Source organism: Erwinia sp. AnSW2-5 (genome assembly GCF_045107195.1).
Taxonomy (GTDB): domain Bacteria; phylum Pseudomonadota; class Gammaproteobacteria; order Enterobacterales; family Enterobacteriaceae; genus Erwinia.
The window spans coordinates 67,620-85,320 of the sequence record NZ_JBJGXA010000031.1 but is presented as its reverse complement, the minus strand read 5'-3'; the positions used below and the strand labels follow the sequence as shown (position 1 = coordinate 85,320).

Here is a 17,701-nt window from a genome sequence, read left to right as displayed (position 1 = left end):
AACGTCGCAAAAAGAAATGGGACCCGACTTTTCAGTTTAGGCGCTCAAACTGTCCCGACAGGTTTTTTCGTATCGGATAGTCAAGATCGCCGTGCTTGCTGGTGTTCAGCCCTAACGCCACCAGCGACTCCACCATTTTCACGGCGGCCGTCACGCCATCGATTACCGGCACGCCCAGTTCACGCGTCAGCGATTGCGCCAGATCGGCCATGCCACCGCAGCCGAGCACGATGGCACCGCAGCCATCTTCGCGGATGGATTGTATACAACGCTGGCGCACTTTCTCCTGCGCCAGACCGCTGCCATCTTCCAGTGCCAGTACCGGCAGGTCGATGGCGTGCAGCGCCGCGCAGTGATGTTCAAAGCCATATTGCTGAAGCAGATGGCGGGCAATAATCAGGGTACGCGGCAGCGTGGTGACAATGGAAAAGCGTGTGGCGACCAGCGTGGCCATATGCATCGCGGCTTCCGCAATCCCGACGACCGGTCCCTGCGCCAGCTCGCGTGCGGCCAGTAATCCCGGATCGCCGAAGCAGGCGATCACATGGCCGCAAACGCCCTGTTCACGGCCGATTTTGATCTGCTCCAGCACGCCAATCGCGGCGATGGCCTCATCAAAGTGCCCTTCAATAGAAGGTACGCCCTGGGACGGGCACACCGCCAGGATCTCGGTATTCCCGGCCGCCACCGCGCGTGCCGCGGCACCGATGGTTTCCGTCATCGCCAGGCTGGTGTTGGGGTTGATCACCTGAATAACCTGTTTGCCACTCATCATCATGCTCCTTTTGACGCAAACAGCCGGGAAAAGTCCGGCAGCGTTTCGCCGCTGCGTTCAAAGCGCAGACTGGCGACGATATGATCGAAATGTTGCCGTAGTGCGTCAGTCAGCTGGGTCAGCGATTTTTCCCGTAGCAGCACCACCAGCCGATCGTGATCGTCACAGCGGCAGCCCTGCTGCCAGGGCGCGCCATACGCCGCCACCACCAGCGAGGAGCGCTGGGTCAGACGCGTCACGATTTCGGTCAGCACCTGGTTGCCGGAAATCGCCTGTAACTGAATATGAAAGGCCGCTGAGAGGCGGATCGCCGCTGCGCCATCGTGATTTTCATGGGCCTGCTGCTCCTGGAGATTGAGCTTCTCCAGTGCGGCAAGATGCGGGGCCTGGCAGTGCATCAGCACCCCGGACAGGTTCGCGCACTCAATCAGGCTGCGAGTACGGAAGATATCCTGCGCCTCCTCAACGGTTGGCGTGGCAACATGCGCACCACGTTTGGGCGTCAGGGTGATCATTTGCACTGCGGCGAGGCGTTGCAGCACCTTACGAATGCCGGTGCGGCTGACGCCAAACACCTCGGAGAGCGCCTCCTCCGGTAATTTACTCCCCGGTGGTAACTGATGTTCCACGATTGCCGTCATCAGCGCCTGGTAGATAGGCTCATCCTTGTCACTCAGGTCGGAGGCCGTTTTCAGCCCGGTTTCACTCTTCATTCCCTACTCCGGTAAACATCATTTCCGTCAAGAATCGTACACAGGAAAACTCACTTTTGTATACATGAAATTACATTCTGGCCTGGATCCTGCAATGTCTCCTGTAACCCGGTTTATTGATAACTGTATTCAGAGGAGCAGGTTTCATGCCAAATAGTCATGGTTCTTCCCCGGCAGCGGCGTCAGACGCCACCGCCAACTACAGCCCACGGCTGTGCAATGAAGATCTGGCGCCAACGCGTGACCAGAACTGGAGTTGGTACAATATCTTTTCTTTCTGGATGTCGGATGTACACAGCATGGGGGGCTATGTGGTGGCCGCCAGCTTCTTCACGCTGGGCCTTGCCAGCTGGCAGGTGCTGCTGTGCCTGCTGGTCGGCATCTGTATTGTGCAGGTCTGTGCCAACCTGGTGGCGAAACCCAGTCAGATGGCGGGCGTGCCTTACGCGGTGATCTGCCGTCAGGCGTTCGGTGTGTTTGGGGCCAATATCCCGGCGGTGATCCGCGGGTTAATCGCCTTTGCCTGGTACGGTATTCAGACCTACCTCGCAGCGAATGCGCTGATGCTGGTCTCGCTGAAGTTCTGGCCTGCGCTGTCGTCGCTGACGCACGCTTCCTGGCTGGGATTATCGCAGCTGGGCTGGATCTGCTTCGGGATTATGTGGCTGTTGCAGGCGATGGTGTTCTGGCACGGGATGAGCGCGATTAAGCGTTTCATTGATGTTGCCGGCCCGGCGGTGTACGTGGTGATGGTGGCGCTCGCGGGATGGATTGTATACAAAACCGGGTTTGACGGGATCTCCTTTACCCTGGCAAGCAAGGCGCTGACGGGCGGCGAGCAGGCGTGGCAGATGCTGACCGCCACCGCGCTGGTGGTATCGTACTTCTCTGGCCCGCTGCTCAACTTCGGTGATTTCTCGCGCTACGGTAAAAGTATGGGTGAAATCCGCCGTGGTAACCGCTGGGGTCTGCCGTTTAACTTCCTGCTGTTCTCCATCGTTACCGTGGTGATTGTTTCGGGGACGCAGTCGCTGTTTGGCCGCATGATCATCGATCCGATTGAAACGGTAAGTATGGTGGGTAGCGATCTGGCGGTGGCGATTGGTCTGCTGACGATGATCACCGCCACTATCGGCATCAACATCGTCGCTAACTTTGTTTCTCCGGCGTTCGACTTCTCCAACTGTTCACCGCAGAAGATCAGCTTCCGTACCGGCGGGATGATCGCAGCCGTCGGTTCCGTGCTGCTGACGCCGTGGAACCTGTTCCAGTCACCGGAGCTGATCCACTACACGCTGGATGTGCTGGGCGCGTTTATCGGGCCACTGTTCGGCATCCTGCTGGCGGACTTCTATCTGATTAAACGCAGCCAGATCTCCGTCGATGATCTGTTTGATGCCACGCCGAAAGGGAAATACTGGTATCGCGGTGGGTTTAACCCGAAAGCGATTGTGGCGCTGCTGCCGTCGGTCGCCATTGGCCTGGTGATCAGCTTTATTCCGTCGCTGCATGCGGTGGCAAACTTTAGCTGGTTTATCGGGGTGGCGCTGGGTGCTGGCAGCTATCGCTGGATTGCCCGTGGCGATGTCGAGAAGAGCACGACACAAAGCTATAACGCGAAAGTGGCGATGCAGAAAGAGTGATATAACGAGGGGGCCAGATAGTATCTGGCCCCGGTGTTTTCCTGTATTACTGCAAGCCTGTAACAGTTACGGAAAAAGGGTATGCAGAATTTTCTCACGATTTAATGTGAACACAGCAAGGTCAGCCTTTGTCATTTTATTAGCGTGAATAAATTTCTCTTTCTCTGCTAAAAAACGTTTATCTTCCGCAAAATACAGTGCGGTAAGATAATCACTGTCCCGGATATTTTTCGCTTCAGCGATCGCAATGACAGACTGGTAACACCCACTCTCTTTCTTACCCACTCTTTCTTTCAGCATACACTCCGGCAGTAATAGCACCGGACGCGGATCTTTTTTATTCAGGATCTCATACTGCGAAATGGCACGATCATATTGCCCGTCAGAGACGAGCAGGTTGGCATACATCCGTCTTACGTTAACATTATCAGGGTGGTCAGCAGATAGCGCCTCCAGCCTGTGCAGCACCTCAACACGCACCGCTCCCGATGATATGACATATTGCTTCATAAGATTCGATGCTTCGCCGGTGGGTTTATCGGCATAAACAGGCGCCGCTTGTAATCCGGATGCCAGCGTAGAGATAAGTAATGCGGTGAAGAGAAAGATCGGCTTTATCATCGTTCATCCTTGAAAGGCTTCAGCTTCATCATTTTTTCAAAATAAAACGAAAAAGGCCGATTCTTTCGAATCGGCCTTTCTCTGAATGTTTGGCGGAACGGACGGGGCTCGAACCCGCGACCCCCTGCGTGACAGGCAGGTATTCTAACCAACTGAACTACCGCTCCACCGATGTTCCCCGTCGAGAACGAGGCGAATATTACGGGGCAGCCTGCGCTGCGTCAACGCTTTTTCTGTGGAATTATCTCAACTGCTCTCTTTTTCACCGAAAGTGCGTTTTCGCCTGCTTTTTAATCACTTATACATCGATGACGTCTTCCGGGCGCCATAAACAACTGCCGCCTTTTTTCTGCACCAGATCAAGGCGCGACTCATGCGCGGCCAGCTCCTGCTCGCTGGCACGTACCACACGCAGACCCGAGGATGGCCGGGTGATGCGGTGAATGGTTTCGCCATCGTCCTGCTCCTCACGATCCCCCTCCATTGAGAAGGTCAGCGAAGTCTGCCCGCCGGTCATGATCAGGAAAACTTCTGCCAGTATTTCGGAGTCAAGCAGTGCGCCGTGCAGCGTACGTTTGCTGTTGTCTATCTCATAGCGTGAGCACAGCGCATCAAGGCTGTTACGCTTGCCGGGGAACATCTTACGCGCCATCGCCAGACTGTCGGTGATCTGACAGAAGGTTTCTGTTTTGGCAATGCCACGCTGCAGTTTGGCAAACTCATAGTCCATAAAGCCGATATCGAACGAGGCGTTATGGATCACCAGCTCTGCGCCATCGATATAGGCCAGGAAGTCATCCGCTACCTGAGCAAAAGTGGGTTTATCCAGCAGGAATTCGTCGGCAATACCGTGTACACCGAAGGCTTCCGGGTCCACCAGCCGATCGGGCTTGAGATACACATGGAAGTTATTGCCCGTTGGACGGCGGTTGATCACCTCAACGGCACCAATTTCAATAATGCGATGCCCTTCATAGTGGACACCGATCATGTTCATACCGGTGGTTTCGGTATCAAGAACGATGATCCTGTCATTAGTACTTTGAAAACTCACTATTCGTTACTCACTATAATTGAATGCGTGCCTGGCTTAAGGATGCTGCGGCGTGCTGAAAGGGATAGACGCGACACAGAATAGCACCTGCCACGCGCTCAAGTCATTCTTCACTGCTCAGAGCAACGCACCAGCGGCATTAAAATACCGCTGGCTTACAGCGTGGGATTGTTCAGATTAGAACCAGGCTTCCCACATCGCCCCGACGTTGAAGGAATCCAGGCGGGTGTCCTGACTGTCCGTGGTACGCGCCGTATGCTGGTTATCCACTTCCCCCCCGGTGACATAGAAACGCAGCATCGGCCTGAAGTCTGGTCCCATCGCAAAGGAGATATTTTGCGAAAGCGTCATCTTCCAGCCTTTGTTGCTCCCTCCCTCTTCGTAGTTAACACGCTGATAGCCGCCTTCAAGCCAGGTCGAATGCACCTCGTTCCAGAAATACATGGGACGGATAATTGCGGCGTAGTTTCTGCGGTTATCCTCACTCAGTTCGCTGTTGCGATAGTCCTGGAAGGCCAACAGATACCTGACGGTGGTCTGCGGGTTAAACGTGTAGACCCCATCGAAGCTGGTATAAATGGAACGCAGCGCGTCCGTTTTGTTGTAGACGCTGTTATCTGCGTTGTCTGAATAGCGGGTGATAAGCTGATTCATCGAGCGATCGGTGGTATGGCTGAGCACAACGGCACCCTGCCAGGCTTTGGTGCGTTCATCGCTTTCTATCGCTTTTGAGTCAAGCCCGTAGTTGGCGTACAGCGCCACATCAAGGGGGCCGACGGTGATGCCGTGGATTTTTGATGTCAGCGCATAATTGCCTTTCTCACCGGTGCCTGCTCCCCCTGTACAGGAAATTCGCGAAGGGTTATCGCCGTCTTCGACCACGCGTGCATCACAGGACTCCACCGCCCCCACAGCAGCCAGATCAAACAGCACACCGTTGAGATCGAGGTTCTTAATCCCTGCCCCCTGCCCGTCATGGCTCATCCACATGTAGTCATTAAGCTCCTGCTGTGGACGTTGATGGAAATCACGCCCGGCCCAGAGATAGGCATCCGGCTGCGATTCAAACAGGTTGGTGACGCCAACATAGGCTTTCTTTAAATTCAGCTCATCACTCCAGTGATCGATCATCACGTTGGCATCCCAGATGGCACCATTTTCCGCTTTGAAGGTTTTGGAGAGCTGATATTCCCCGCCGTAGCCTTCATTGCCCAGGCGGCCAATTCCCGACGAACCATTATACGAACCATCCACCGCGATATATTTTTGGTCACCGCTCTGGAAATGGGCACCATAGCGGGCGTAAGCGGAAAATTTCAGGCCGTAAGGGATCGCCATATCTGCGGAGGGCGTGGCGGCTACCGGGAGTGATTCTGGCGCAACAGGTGTTACGACGGCAGCGGGAGCAACCGCGGGTGCTGGCTGCGTTGCCGCATTCACTCTTGCTTCGCGCTCTGCCAGCGCTTTCTCCACCGCCTGCGCGACAATCTTATCTAACTGCTGCTGACTAATCATTTGCTCCGCAAGAGCAGAAAACGGGCACAGCGCGGCAATGACCGCCACCGTTAAGGGCAGTTTTTTAAATGTGTTCATTATTATCTCTATCTATTATTTTTTTCAGATAATAAGCACCCCTACGGCTTTGCCGGAATGATGCTTATTATCAACAGAGGGTGTTATTTATAAATAAAAAATAACGCGCTTAGTTTCCATTCGAGACAAACGCATAGTGCCCGGAGCCTGCTAACACTTTAACGTAACCACTGCCCTCAGAAATAAACTGAATATCCTTCACCGTATTTAATCTCGCACCACTTTCTTTTATGTCGTCGATATGACTGGCCGGAATATAAATGAAGGCTTGCGTGTTGGCGGGGATCGTCACATTCAGATGCCAGACCTGATTGACCACCTCAAAAGAGGCGCTAATCTCTCCACGAATAGTCGGAATGGTGATGTCAGCCTTTGTCAGACCCTGCAATACCGGTTTGATCTGAAACTGTTCATAAGCGGGTTTGAGGGGTTTCACGCCAAAAACCCCCTGAGAAACGACAATGACTGGTGCCGTCCCCCACGGATGAGAGTGGCTGACGGTAAGGTCGTCAGACTCATTCCAGGCTTCCATGGTAGAGCCTGATCCCTGCTCCATCATGTGCCGCCAGTTATGGCTATTTTGACGGAGCGTTCCATCACTGTTCAGGCCGGTTATCTGATTGATAGCTTCCATTCCCTGGCCGTTTTCTGCCATCGCACTCAGAGCAAACAGCGCGCTATATACACTGCCTTCCAGCATCTTTTTATCTGCCAGGAATGTCGCCGCATGGCGGGCCTCTTCAGGCGTCGCAAGACCGAACGCCACACCAAATGCATTCGCCTGGCTGGAGAGATGATGTTTACCGCCAATATTGTCTTTAAAGGCCTGAGCCCCTGCGTCATAAAAGCCCGAACGGAAGCCACGGGCTGAGGCATCCGCCAGCTGGCGATAATGCTGCTGGTCCTGACGTTCACCTAATGCCCCGGCGATGTCCGCCAGCGTCTGCGTTCCTTTAGAAAAGAACGCATTGGTCACATTGTGCGTATTGGAGAACTGATAACCGGCACGTAATGAGGCAGGCCAGTCCACAATGTCATGATCCGGTCCCGGCGCCCCATCGCCATAATTCGCCGTCACCCGCCCGGTTTTCTCATTAAAACCTGCGGTCAGCTTCGCCGGAATTTTACCTTTGAGCTGCGAATAATACGTGCGGATCAGACGATCATCGCCGGTGTACAGGTAATCATTCCAGGCATTGAGGATGTTGTAGACCTTCCATTCCATCGGCCAGGTCGAGTGGTCGATCAGCCATTCGGTGGAAAAACGCGCCAGCGGGTAACCCTTGTCGAGTTGGTAATTGCTCAACTGCTGGATGTAAGTATCCGCTTCGTAAGGCGCACGTTCGCGGTTAGGAGAATCAACGTAGAGATCGTGATTCAGTAGCTTGATTGACGCTTTTGAAAATGCCCAGATATCATTTAACGTTTTATTCGATGAGCTGAATGTGGCCGCACCGTCATCAAACGGATAACGTAACGCCTGCGTTGTTAGCATTTCACCCAACTGACTGGCAGTCAGTGCATCCGGCAATCCAGAAATTTCCGCATAACGGAAGACGCGGAAACCAAAATGTTCAAGCGTCTGTTTGCCGGGTTTTAGCTGCCATTTATCGAGGTTGTTAATTAACGCGGCAGTCTGCCATTTTACGGCGCCATCGGCGGTCAGTATCTCCCCCGTTTTGATCGTGACGTTGTTAGCGATCGACTGTCGGTTATCCAGGGTCAGCGTCATGCCACCGACGACAGTCGTTCCATAATCCAGCAGGAAGTGGCCTTTACCCAGTGATGTTACCTTACGCGGCTTCACCTCTGTCTGTGTCAGATTCTCTGCCGGGTAACCCGTCAGATTATCAATCGGTGACTGTACACGCGGTGCTGACCAGCTGGTGTCGTCAAAACCCGTGACGTCGAAACCGGCTGGGTAATTTTTGGCGACGATATTTTCATGGGGATAGCGGAAACCCACCCAGGATAACGCCTCCTGAGCATGAACGTCGCCTGCATAAGGGAATGCCGCTGTGCCATCCAGCACTTTCCAACGCTCATCAGTGGCAATCGTCTGCACCTCTCCATCCTGATAATGGATGCGCAGTTCCGCCATAAAGCTTTTCTTTTTACCATAGGTAAACGCCAGTGCACCCAGCGCATTCTCTTGCCCCTGGCGCAACAGTGCCGTGACATCAAAGGCGTTATAGAAGTGCTGGTTGTTGTAGCCCCTGACCGGCCCCAGCCCGGCAAACGTGCCGTTCACATTGACTTTATAGACATACTGCCGGGTATCTTCAGGTGTCTGACCTGTCGCGTAGAGGATCGCGCGGCTGATGGGTTTATTTTTTGCCCGGAAACTGTGGCGGAAGAAGGCCCAGTTGGGCTGCGCTTCAGACCAGATGGGTTTTGCCTGCCAGGCCGCTTTCAATGCGGTATCAAAGCGTGAGAGAGGGGCAAACGCCGATGCCTGCCCGTGCCGATCCCACACCTGCACCGACCAGTAATAACGGGTGGCACTGTTGAGCTGCGGCCCGCCATACGGCACCGCTGAGGATTGTGCAGACGGTGTTTTACCTGAATCCCAGACGATATTTTTTTCTGTGATCAGGCGGCCCGCCGAATCAATCACCGCGTCACGGCTCGCCACGATAATGCGATAAGCCGTTTGCTTTTCATTACGACCACTGCCTGACAGTACCCAGCTAAATGCCGGATGGGCTAAGTCCTCAACCAGCAAGGGCTTTTGTTGCAGTTCGGTCAGTAAACTGTTTTGCACGACGGATAAATCCGCCAGTGCGTGATGCGTGGTAACACAGAGGCTAATAAACAGAGTCAGGGACAGAGAGGTTCTTGTTTTCATCTTCCAACCTTTATTATTGAGCGACCTCCCTGTCGCGCATAATGTCATCGTTTAATACGACTCAGAGCGTCTCGCCGTTGCTGGCAATCACCTTCTTATACCAGTCAAAACTTTTCTTTTTCGACCGGGCAAAGGTGCCGCTGCCGTCATCGTTTTTATCAACATAGATAAAGCCGTAGCGTTTGCTGTATTGCCCTGTAGTAAAGGAAACACAGTCGATGCAGCCCCAGGGGGTGTACCCCATAACGTCAACGCCATCCTCAAGAACGGCTTTTTTCATTTGCTCAATGTGAGAACGAAGATAAGCGATACGATAGTCATCGTTGACCTCGCCGTTTTCATCTTTTACATCCACCGAACCGAAGCCGTTTTCAACAATAAACAGTGGCTTCTGATAACGCTCATACAGAATATTGAGCACATAGCGCAGACCCACCGGATCGATCTGCCATCCCCAGTCTGAGGCTTTGACATGCGGGTTAGGCACGCTGCCTTCGAACCCCGACAGGGCAGAGCCGCTGCCAGCCTGTTCACTGCTGACGGCATTGCTCATGTAATAACTCAAGCCGATATAATCGGCGCAACCCTCACGCAGGATTTGCGCGTCGCCAGGCTCCATCGCAATGTCATACCCTTTGCGCTGCCACTCTTTTAAGATGTATGACGGGTAATAGCCACGCATATGCACATCACCAAACAGGAAACGCTCCCGCATGGCTTCCTGGGCATACATCACATCATCGGGATGGCAGGAGAAGGGATACAGCGGCACCATGGCGATCATGCAGCCAATGTGTAATTCCGGGTTAATCTCATGCCCGAGTTTCACCACCTGTGCACTGGCAACAAACTGGTGGTGCAACACCTGGTACATGCACGCTTCCGGGTTCGGCTCCTGGGTGAAGATCACCCCCGAGCAGCAGTAGCCAAACAACGGGGTTTTCCAGTTGCGCTGATTGTTAATCTCATTGAACGTCATCCAGTATTTCACTTTATGCTGGTAACGCTTGATCACTGCCGCACTGAATCTGACAAACAGATCCACCACTTTGCGGTTTTTCCAGCCACCATATTCGGTGACCAGATGGTTGGGCATCTCGAAGTGTGAGAGCGTAATAACGGGTTGAATGCCATGCTTCAGCAGCTCATCGAACAGCGCATCGTAGAAACGCAGCCCTTCCTCATTCGGCTTCAGCTCATCGCCGCGAGGGAAAATACGTGACCAGGCAATCGAGGTGCGGAAACATTTGAATCCCATCTCGGCAAACAACGCGATGTCACCAGGGTACTGATGATAAAAATCCACCGCGTCATGATTGGCGTACAAAAGCCCCTCTTTTATGCCGTCGGTAATCACACGGTCCACGCCGTGTGCCCCGCTGGTCAGGACATCAACAATGCTCGGGCCTTTGCCACCTTTGTCCCATCCACCTTCAACCTGGTGTGCAGCAACCGCGCCACCCCACATAAACTCTTTTGGTAATTTATTGTTCATCATTCACTTCTTTTTCAGTCATTCAGACAGCGTTGACGTTAGCCATCACACGTTTTTCTGTTGGGATTTCTTCTTTAAATCCACCGAGCCAGGCGAACACCACGCCCAGGACGAAGGCGACGCTCACTGACAGCAGGAAGCCGAGGAATTGCGTCATATGCCCTTCTTTGAAGAACACCGGTAACACCGCAATACCCGGTATGCAGTAGCTCCATGACACCGCATTGAATGCACCAGCGATGGCGCCACCTATAGCTCCGGCCAGGCATCCGCAAATCATCGGGCGCTTAAGACGCAGTGCCACACCATAGATAGCCGGTTCCGTAATACCAAACAGAGCGGTGATCCCGGCAGAGAGTGCGACGCGTTTCAGTTCATCGTCTTTAGCTTTCAGATAGACACCAAAAACGGCGCCAGCCATGCCAAAGACCGCTGAAGCCTGTAACCCGGTAAAGGTGTCGTAGCCCAGCGTGGCATAGTTACCGACGGTGACCGGAGTAATACCCCAGTGAACGCCCAGGGTGACCAGTGGCATCCAGACGGCACCGACAACAAAACCGGCAATGGACGGGCTGAGATGGTACAGCGAGTTGTAAACACCACCGATGGCACCGCCTATCATGTTGCCGACAGGGCCAAATGCCAGCAGCGTTAAGGGCACCATAATCGCCAGGCAGAACATTGGGGTGAACATATTGCGGATGACGATGGGCAGGATGCGTTCAAAGAAGCGCTGCACATAAGACATGATCCATACCATCAGAATGACAGGGATCACCGAGGAGGTGTAGCTGAGGTACTGCACCGGCAAACCAAGGAAGGTTAGCGGATCAGCTGTCAGGGGAATACCTGCCACCTCGACCAGTACTTTCGCAATCTCCGGGTTATCCACTGCCGCTTTCATCAATGCCTGCAAGGCAGGATCGGCAGAATTAGCCAGTAAGATCTTGTTGGCCGTCAGCATATTGATGTAATCAGGTGAAACCAGGGCACAGGCGGCAATCACCGCCGTGAAAGGGTTCACATTGAATTTTTTCGCCGCGGTGAAGGCCACCATCACGGGCAGGAAGGTAAAGCCGGTCCAGGAAACAAAGTTAAGAATACGGTAGGTACCGCTGGCAGGATCCATCCACCCCAGTGCGGCGAACAGTGAAATCAGCCCCTGTAATACGCCACATGCCGCCAGTGGATAAAGAAAGGGCGCAAAGATGCTGGAAATAATATCCATCAAACGATTAACGACACCGACATTAGGTGCGCTGACCGCCACGCTTTCGTCAATATGCAGCAGGTTCTGTACTTCACGATAGGCATCGCCCACGTGATTGCCGATGACGACCTGCAACTGACCACTGGATTCAACTGCGGTAATCACACCTTTAACGCGCTTTAAGGTGTCTTTATCTACCTGCGAATAATCTTTGAGAACGAATCGTAATCTCGTGGCACAATGCGTGACACTGATCACATTATCATCACCACCAATCAGAACGACGATCTCTTTCGCCGATTCAGCATAGTTAATTGCCATCACGTGTCTTCCGTTGCCATTAGTTTAATTTAAGTCGTTAGCGCTTAAATATTTCGAAATTAATGGTAAAAAAAGACACTGTTAAAGTCACGTTATAACAAAAATACAGACTCGTCATTTGTCACAAGAAAGAAACACCCTGTGACATCTCCGGCGTCATTTTATTCGCCAGCTGGCGACCAATAGACTCAAGGATATAAATCACCGGAACCTGTGTCGTAATGTCATATTCATTCGCGATCAAGACTCTGGATACATGATAGGAAACATTGAAGTCAGCCATCAAAGCAAGAGTGGATTTGTTATTACTGGTTATGCTGACAATCTTGCATTGATGAATAAGAAACTGTTTGGCTAATTTAATAATTTCAGGGGTTTCACCCGACACTGATAAAACGATAGCCACCGCATTTTTATACATATCGGTGCTAACGGGATAGTAAGGATCGTCAATGTGGTTGCTAAACTTACCAATGTTGGAGAAGAAGCGTGCCCCGTACTTACCCAGCGTGCCTGAGCTGCCTGCGCCAACGAAGATTACACGCTCCGCTGCGACTATATGTTCTGCTGCGCTGATAATTAATTCATCGAAGTCATCATTATTAATACTTTTAAAGAAGCTGAGTATTTCATCAGCGCCATGTGGTAACAGTATTTTTTTATCCTGCTCCAGATACATTCTCAGGTAGGCTTTGAATTCAGAATATCCATTGAAGTTTATCTTCTTGCAAAAACGCAATACCGTTGCCGTCGACACCTCAGAACTGTTTGCCAGTTCTCTGATCGTCATATACATAACAGTATTCAAATTTTTAATCACAAAATTATAAACTCTATTCTCCAGCGCGTTTAAAGTGGATATCGTCTTGTTGGTAAACATTCATCAATCTCTTTATAGATGGCGAAAGAAACAGCAATTAACCCTGTAACAGGGTGTGACACACTAGTTTTTTTGGCGCTTTGTTCCCAATAGAAACCGTAATCAATATTCAATTTTGTGATTCAGAGCACAATTGGAGCAGGCCCGGTATTCATCGTTGATCCCATTTCACGGTGGTGCAGGCATTTTTTATACAGACCACAACCCGTTGAAGGCGTGAAGGCCGATCGCGCGAACGGGTCAACGGTATTTACGGTGCTCATCAGGCGCATTTATGGCAGACTTGGCGTTTTTCTACAGGGAGTCTACCAGAGATGCTTAAGCAGGTAGAAATTTTCACCGACGGTTCGTGCCTTGGCAACCCTGGCCCCGGGGGATATGGCGCGATTATGCGTTATGGCAAGCATGAGAAAACGTACAGCGCGGGTTTCCACCTGACCACCAATAACCGCATGGAAATGATGGCGGCGATTGTCGCACTGGAGGCGCTGACGCAGCCTTGTGCTGTGGTACTGAGTACCGACAGTCAGTATGTTCGCCAGGGGATTACCACCTGGATTCATAACTGGAAAAAACGCGGCTGGAAAACCACCGATAAGAAGCCGGTTAAGAATGTCGACCTGTGGAAACGCCTGGATGCCGCCCTCAGCCACCATGAGATCACCTGGAAGTGGGTTAAAGGTCATGCGGGTCACGTTGAGAATGAACGCTGCGATGAGCTGGCACGCACAGCGGCCGGTCATCCTACGGCCGACGATGTCGGCTATATTTCCGAGCTTTAACCGGTTTGATACGGGCGGGCAGGAAATGCGATCAACGGCCGCCCGCCGCATCAATAAACGTTCCGGTAATGTATGACGCCTCATCGCTGAGCAACCAGGCAATCGCGCGGGCGATCTCTTCCGGCTGCCCACCGCGCTGCATCGGAATGCCGGGTGCCACCCGGTCTACCCGCTGCGGTTCACCGCCGTCTGCGTGCATCTCGGTGTAAATAAAGCCCGGGCGCACGCTGTTCACTCTGATGCCCTGCGCCGCCACTTCCAGCGATAACCCTTTCGTCAGCGCATCCATCGCCCCTTTGGATGCTGCGTAATCAACGTATTCACCCGGTGCTCCCGTTCTGGCCGCCGCCGAGGAGACATTCACAATCGCCCCGCCGCTGCCGCCATGATGGTGCCCCATGCGCTTCACCGCTTCGCGGCAGCAAAGAAAACTGCCCGTGACGTTGGTGGCAAACACCCGATTGATACGCTCTGCCGTGAGCTGCTCCAGCGTGGCCTGCTGAAACAGAATGCCGGCATTATTGACCAGCGCGGTCAGTTGCCCTGGCTGGCGGTCGATGTCGGCAAACATCGCCATCACCTGCGCTTCCTCAGCGATATCGGCCTGAATGGCAAAGGCACTGCCGCCCTGCTGCTCAATCAGATCGACCACTTCAAGTGCGGCATCGGTGCGCCGGGCGTAGTTGACGGCGACCCGCCAGCCCATTTGTGCCAGCAGAATGGCGGTAGCCCGGCCAATGCCGCGACTGGCGCCTGTCACTAATGCGATTTTCATAAGGTGTTCCCATAGAAACAGAAAAGGGCTGACCGGAAAAGAAGGTCAGCCCCAACAGATTATCCGCCAGTGATAACGCTGCGGTTATTCGTATTCGCTCATTGGTACGCAGGAGCAGAACAGGTTACGGTCACCGTAAACATCATCCAGACGCTTCACCGTTGGCCAGTATTTATTCGCGCTCCCGGCCGGGAATACCGCCAGTTCACGCGTATAAGGATGGCTCCACTCGCCGACAATTTCCATCTGGGTATGCGGTGCATTCACCAGTGGGTTATCTTCCAGCGGCCATTCCCCCCCTGCCACCCGGTCAATCTCCATGCGGATCGCCAGCATCGCATCGATAAAGCGGTCCAGCTCGGTTTTGCTTTCTGATTCGGTCGGTTCCACCATTAACGTGCCTGCCACCGGGAAGGACATGGTCGGTGCGTGGAAACCGTAGTCGATCAGGCGCTTAGCAATATCCAGCTCGCTGATGCCGGTCTGCTCTTTCAGTGGGCGGATATCCAGAATACATTCGTGCGCCACGCGGCCATCACGTCCAGCGTAGAGGATCGGGTAAGCCGATTGCAGACGGTGAGCAATGTAGTTGGCATTGAGGATCGCCACCGAACTCGCCTGCTTCAGGCCTTCCGCGCCCATCATGCGGATATACATCCAGCTGATGGGCAAAATGGAGGCGCTGCCAAACGGTGCCGCAGAAACCGCGCCCTGCCCGGTCAGCATCCCGTCAATCTGCACCACGCTGTGGCCCGGCACAAACGGTGCCAGGTGCGCCTTAACGCCAATCGGTCCCATACCTGGCCCGCCGCCGCCGTGCGGAATGCAGAAGGTTTTATGCAGGTTAAGGTGCGAAACATCAGCGCCGATATAACCCGGCGTGGTGATCCCCACCTGAGCATTCATGTTCGCGCCGTCGAGATAAACCTGCCCACCAAACTGATGAACGATCTGACAGACTTCACGGATCGTCTCTTCATACACACCGTGGGTCGATGGATACGTCACCATAATGCAGGAAAGCGCTTCGCCCGCCTGTTCTGCTTTCACACGCAGATCGTGAAGATCGATATTGCCCTGTTTATCACACGCGACGACGACCACTTCCATGCCCGCCATCTGTGCTGAGGCTGGGTTAGTGCCGTGTGCTGAGCTTGGGATCAGACAGATATGACGGCCCGCTTCGTTACGGCTTTCATGGTAACGGCGGATCGCCAGCAGACCCGCGTATTCACCCTGCGCGCCCGAGTTTGGCTGCATACAGAGCGCATCATAGCCTGTCAGCTGTACCAGCCAGCGGGAAAGCTGGCCGATCATTTGCAGGTAGCCGCCTGCCTGTTCTGCCGGGCAGAACGGGTGCAGTTCGGCAAATTCAGGCCAGGTGATGGGGATCATCTCAGCCGCTGCATTCAACTTCATGGTGCAGGAGCCGAGCGGGATCATCGCCTGGTTCAGCGCCAGATCTTTACGCTCCAGGCTGTGCATGTAACGCATCATCTCGGTTTCACTGTGATGACGGTTAAATACCGGGTGGGTCAGGATCGCTTCCTGGCGGATCATCGCCGCCGGGATAGCCTGCGCGTCGGTATCCAGCGCGTCGATATCCAGCCCATGTTCATTCCCCAGCAGCACGGAGAACAGCGCCACCACATCTTCGCGGGTGGTGGTTTCATCCAGCGTGATACCCACGGCATTCAAAATGTCGCTACGCAGGTTCATGCCAAAGCTCAGCGCCCGATCCAGTACCGCCGCTTTGTCGCTGACTTCGACCGTCAGGGTATCGAACCAGGTCGCATGACGCAGTTTCAGACCGCGCTGCTGCAAGCCCTGCGCGAGGATATCGGTCAGACGGTGAATACGGCTGGCAATGCGCTTCAGGCCGACAGGACCGTGGAAAACAGCATACAAGCTGGCAATATTCGCCAGCAGAACCTGCGAGGTACAGATGTTGGAGTTGGCTTTCTCACGGCGGATATGCTGTTCGCGGGTCTGCATCGCCATACGCAATGCGGTGTTACCGGCGGCATCACGGGATACGCCGATAATGCGTCCCGGCATCGAGCGTTTATGCTCATCACGCGCCGCAAAGAAGGCAGCATGTGGGCCGCCGTAACCCATTGGCACGCCAAAACGCTGGGCAGAACCGAAAACAATGTCGGCACCCTGTTTACCCGGTGCCTGCAACAGCACCAGCGTCATCATGTCGGCCGCCACGCTCACAACCACTTTGCGGCTTTTCAGCTCGGTAATCAGGTCAGCATAATCATGCACTTCCCCGCCAGTACCGACCTGCTGCAGCAGCACGCCGAACACATCGTCCAGCTCCAGCACTTTTTCTGCTTTGTCCACCAGCACGTCAAACCCGAAGGTTTCGGCACGGGTGCGCACCACATCCAGCGTCTGCGGGTGAATATCGTCCGCGACGAAGAAACGGTTGGCGTGTTTCAGTTTGCTGACCCGCTTCGCCATCGCCATCGCTTCAGCAGCGGCAGTGGCTTCATCCAGCAAAGAAGCGGAAGCAATATCCAGCCCGGTCAGGTCCAGCGTCAGTTGCTGGAAGTTCAGCAGCGCTTCCAGGCGGCCCTGCGACACTTCCGGCTGATAAGGGGTGTAGGCGGTGTACCAGCCTGGGTTTTCCAGCATATTGCGCAGGATCACCGGCGGGGTCAGTACCGGGGTGTAACCCATGCCGATATACGATTTATAGCGTTGGTTCTGTGCAGCAATCGCTTTCAACTCGGCCAGCGCCAGATGTTCCGTCAGCGCATCACCCACAGCGGGCGGGCTGGGAAGCTGGATGTCGGCGGGCACAATCGAGGTAATCAGATCGGTCAGTGAGGCCGCGCCAATCGCATTAAGCATCGCGCCCTGCTGTTCCTGCGAAGGTCCAATATGGCGCTCGATAAATGCACCGTGATGTTCAAGCTGGCTGAGTTTCTGGGTCATGATCGGTCAATCCTGCATCGGGCATAGGGGGTAGGTAACAATGGC

At 53.8% G+C, this 17,701-nt stretch carries 13 protein-coding genes and 1 tRNA gene; 2 read left to right on the top strand and 12 right to left on the bottom strand.

Going from position 1 to position 17,701, the window contains the following annotated elements:
• Positions 1 to 31: 31 nt before the first annotated feature.
• Together hpxA and ACFL9S_RS18555 are read right to left on the bottom strand one after the other, a co-directional pair.
• Positions 32 to 775, bottom strand: a complete 744-nt coding sequence (gene hpxA / locus ACFL9S_RS18560; protein WP_405263336.1) for an allantoin racemase — start codon at positions 773 to 775, stop codon at positions 32 to 34.
• Positions 775 to 1,488, bottom strand: coding sequence for a GntR family transcriptional regulator (locus tag ACFL9S_RS18555; protein ID WP_405263335.1), 714 nt, complete (start codon positions 1,486 to 1,488; stop codon positions 775 to 777). Before ACFL9S_RS18555 ends, hpxA begins: the two co-directional genes overlap by 1 nt.
• 146 nt (positions 1,489 to 1,634) lie before the next feature.
• On the opposite strand from ACFL9S_RS18555, the gene ACFL9S_RS18550 reads away from it, so the two are divergent.
• Positions 1,635 to 3,131: an NCS1 family nucleobase:cation symporter-1 gene (locus ACFL9S_RS18550; protein WP_405263334.1), complete on the top strand. Its 1,497-nt coding sequence runs from the start codon at positions 1,635 to 1,637 to the stop codon at positions 3,129 to 3,131.
• Positions 3,132 to 3,197: 66 nt separating this feature from the next.
• On the opposite strand, the gene ACFL9S_RS18545 is transcribed toward ACFL9S_RS18550, so the two are convergent.
• The 8 genes from ACFL9S_RS18545 to ACFL9S_RS18510 form a co-directional block, all read right to left on the bottom strand.
• Positions 3,198 to 3,752 (bottom strand): hypothetical protein, encoded by a 555-nt coding sequence (locus ACFL9S_RS18545; RefSeq protein ID WP_405263333.1) that lies wholly within the window; start codon positions 3,750 to 3,752, stop codon positions 3,198 to 3,200.
• Positions 3,753 to 3,842: 90 nt separating this feature from the next.
• Positions 3,843 to 3,919: transfer RNA gene (locus tag ACFL9S_RS18540), tRNA-Asp, on the bottom strand.
• Positions 3,920 to 4,050: 131 nt separating this feature from the next.
• Positions 4,051 to 4,806, bottom strand: coding sequence for a DNA polymerase III subunit epsilon (gene dnaQ / locus ACFL9S_RS18535; RefSeq protein ID WP_405263332.1), 756 nt, complete (start codon positions 4,804 to 4,806; stop codon positions 4,051 to 4,053).
• Between the two features lie 177 nt (positions 4,807 to 4,983).
• Positions 4,984 to 6,399 (bottom strand): carbohydrate porin, encoded by a 1,416-nt coding sequence (locus ACFL9S_RS18530; RefSeq protein WP_405263331.1) that lies wholly within the window; start codon positions 6,397 to 6,399, stop codon positions 4,984 to 4,986.
• Positions 6,400 to 6,508: 109 nt separating this feature from the next.
• Positions 6,509 to 9,247, bottom strand: a complete 2,739-nt coding sequence (locus tag ACFL9S_RS18525; protein ID WP_405263330.1) for a family 78 glycoside hydrolase catalytic domain — start codon at positions 9,245 to 9,247, stop codon at positions 6,509 to 6,511.
• Positions 9,248 to 9,308: 61 nt separating this feature from the next.
• Complete coding sequence (locus ACFL9S_RS18520) at positions 9,309 to 10,745, bottom strand: 6-phospho-beta-glucosidase (protein WP_405263329.1); 1,437 nt, start codon at positions 10,743 to 10,745, stop codon at positions 9,309 to 9,311.
• 19 nt (positions 10,746 to 10,764) lie between these two features.
• A complete protein-coding gene (locus ACFL9S_RS18515; RefSeq protein WP_405263328.1) occupies positions 10,765 to 12,273 on the bottom strand; it encodes a PTS transporter subunit EIIC in 1,509 nt (502 codons plus the stop codon).
• Between the two features lie 121 nt (positions 12,274 to 12,394).
• Entirely contained in the window at positions 12,395 to 13,153 is a 759-nt protein-coding gene (locus tag ACFL9S_RS18510) for a MurR/RpiR family transcriptional regulator (RefSeq protein ID WP_405263327.1), read from the bottom strand.
• A gap of 314 nt (positions 13,154 to 13,467) precedes the next feature.
• Here ACFL9S_RS18510 and rnhA point away from each other — a divergent pair, with 314 nt between their 5' ends.
• A complete protein-coding gene (rnhA, locus tag ACFL9S_RS18505) occupies positions 13,468 to 13,935 on the top strand; it encodes a ribonuclease HI (protein WP_405263326.1) in 468 nt (155 codons plus the stop codon).
• Between the two features lie 31 nt (positions 13,936 to 13,966).
• Here the strand turns inward: rnhA and ACFL9S_RS18500 are convergent, their stop codons facing one another.
• Together ACFL9S_RS18500 and gcvP are read right to left on the bottom strand one after the other, a co-directional pair.
• Positions 13,967 to 14,710 carry an SDR family oxidoreductase gene (locus ACFL9S_RS18500; protein ID WP_405263325.1) on the bottom strand — a complete coding sequence of 248 codons (744 nt, stop codon included), beginning with the start codon at positions 14,708 to 14,710 and terminating at the stop codon, positions 13,967 to 13,969.
• An 84-nt stretch (positions 14,711 to 14,794) separates the two neighbouring features.
• Positions 14,795 to 17,656, bottom strand: a complete 2,862-nt coding sequence (gene gcvP / locus ACFL9S_RS18495) for an aminomethyl-transferring glycine dehydrogenase (protein ID WP_405263324.1) — start codon at positions 17,654 to 17,656, stop codon at positions 14,795 to 14,797.
• Positions 17,657 to 17,701: the final 45 nt, after the last annotated feature.